The organism is Dethiosulfatibacter sp., from assembly GCF_983023055.1.
The window spans coordinates 1-2,135 of the sequence record NZ_CEZJXU010000443.1; the positions used below are offsets into that span (position 1 = coordinate 1).

Genomic DNA, 2,135 nt, shown 5'->3' on the forward strand with positions numbered 1-2,135 from the left:
TGTTGGAAATTAGCACTTGACTTAAAGAGGAGAATAATATGGAAATTAAATATGATGATAATGGAAAGTTCAATCTTGATGAGGAGATGTTGGTTAAGGTTCTGAAGCTCAGGAATGAAAATATGATAGAAAACGTTATGGAAGTAGCTAGAGAGGCAGCGAAGCATATGAAATCCAAGTATATTTTCGCGGAATGCAATATCGTAGAGAAGGGTGAAGATTATATAATGCTTGGGGATATAAAATTCAAAAGTAGAATAATGGCAAAGAAATTGAAGGATTGTGACAGGGTTTTTCCATATTTTGCAACTTGTGGACTGGAGGTTACAGAACATACTGAAGCCTTGGAGGATATTTTTGATAAATATGTATCGGAAAAAGTTGAATATCTTGCATTGACGCAGATAAGAGAAGCAATGAGGGATAAAATCAAGGCTGATTACAACGTACATGGCATTTCTCATATTAATCCAGGTTCGATTCAGGATTGGAGCACTGTAGAAGTAAATAAGATATTTGATCTTCTTGAAGGTAAGCCCTCAGATCTTGGATTAAGTGTTCTTGAATCGGGAATGATAAATCCTGTAAGAAGTGTATCTGGTTTCATGTTTTTAAGTGAAAATGAATTCCACAACTGTATTCTTTGTAGAAAAGTTGATTGTCCAAACAGAAGGGCTGAATTTGATGAAGAAGAATATATTAACTCCCTATAGGTGTTTTTAATGGATATTAATACGATTCTAAGGCAAAACAAGATTTTTTTAGATAGTTTCAGCATAGGGCTCCTTCTTATCAGACAACATGGAAACATTCTATGGAAGAACAAGAGCTTTGATAATTATATGGAAATCGCATATATGATTTCAGAAAATATTTCTAAATTAAAGGAAGGATTGGGGATTTTCGAATATGAAGGTGGAATGTTCGAGATAAATAAAGTCCAAGTATCTTTTTTTGAAAAAAGTTATTTTTTATTCATCTTGAATGTAGCAGAGATTGTCGAAGCAAGAAGTAATCATGATTCATATATTAGAAGTTCTTGTGGCAAGTATACATTTGACAGTATAGTAGGAGAAAGCAAACAGGTACTTAAACTTATTGAAGATGCTAAAAAGGCTGCCAGAACAGACTCGAATATTATCATATATGGAGAAACTGGTTCAGGAAAGGAACTGATAGCTCAGAGTATTCATAATGACAGCTCCAGAAAGAGAAAAAAGTTTATAGCTGTGAACTGTTCGGCGGTGCCTGAAAACCTTATGGAAAGCATTTTTTTCGGATCGGTAAAAGGGGCTTTTACAGGTGCTGAAAATAAAAAAGGTCTTTTTGAGCTGGCTTCGGGTGGAACGATATTTTTAGATGAAATCAACTCAATGCCTTTAATTCTTCAGGCTAAGCTCCTAAGAGTAATACAGGAAGGAACTGTTAGGCGACTGGGAGGTTCGGAGGAAGTAAAGGTTGATTCAAGAATAATCAGCGCTCTAAACATGGATCCATTTCAAGAGGTTAAAAAGGGTAAAATAAGGAATGATCTTCTGTACAGATTGGGAGTTGTCTTTATTAGAATACCTTCTCTTCGAGAAAGAATAGATGATATTGAAATGTTGACGGACTATTTTATCAAAATGAAATCAAGGAATTTGGGACTCGATGAGAAGCCTGTAAATAAGATGGTGTATTATCTTTTTATGAAGAATGAATGGGAAGGCAATGTCAGACAATTGGAGCATGTAATTGAATGTGCCATTGTAATGTCCAGATACAGCAATGAAATTAATGCTGAGCATCTTCCTGCTTATTTCCTCAAAACATCGACGTCATCAAAGAAGTCAAAAGAAGAGATAAGCTTGGTTCAGAATACCCTTCAGCATGAGATGGAAACCATAGAAAAGAATAGGATAATATTTGATCTGGAAAATTCAAATGGTAATATGACCGCTGCAGCAAAAACACTGGGAATTTCAAGGCAAAACCTTTACAAAAAGATGAAGAAATACGATATTAAAATAAGTGAATAATTTTTAAAAAAAGTTCAAATGGTTGACATTTGAGCTTTTTTTAATGGAGCAACAGCAACAGCTTGATTATTACCCATAGAAATACATGCATATTTGTGATATTGTGATAGTATGAAA

Annotated in this window: 2 protein-coding genes; both read left to right on the plus strand. The window is 34.3% G+C overall.

The window, feature by feature from the left end:
- Positions 1–38 precede the first annotated feature (38 nt).
- Complete coding sequence (locus AC3AX0_RS12180; protein ID WP_487550550.1) at positions 39–713, plus strand: hypothetical protein; 675 nt, start codon at positions 39–41, stop codon at positions 711–713.
- 9 nt (positions 714–722) lie between these two features.
- Complete coding sequence (locus AC3AX0_RS12185) at positions 723–2,018, plus strand: sigma-54 interaction domain-containing protein (protein ID WP_487550551.1); 1,296 nt, start codon at positions 723–725, stop codon at positions 2,016–2,018.
- Positions 2,019–2,135: the final 117 nt, after the last annotated feature.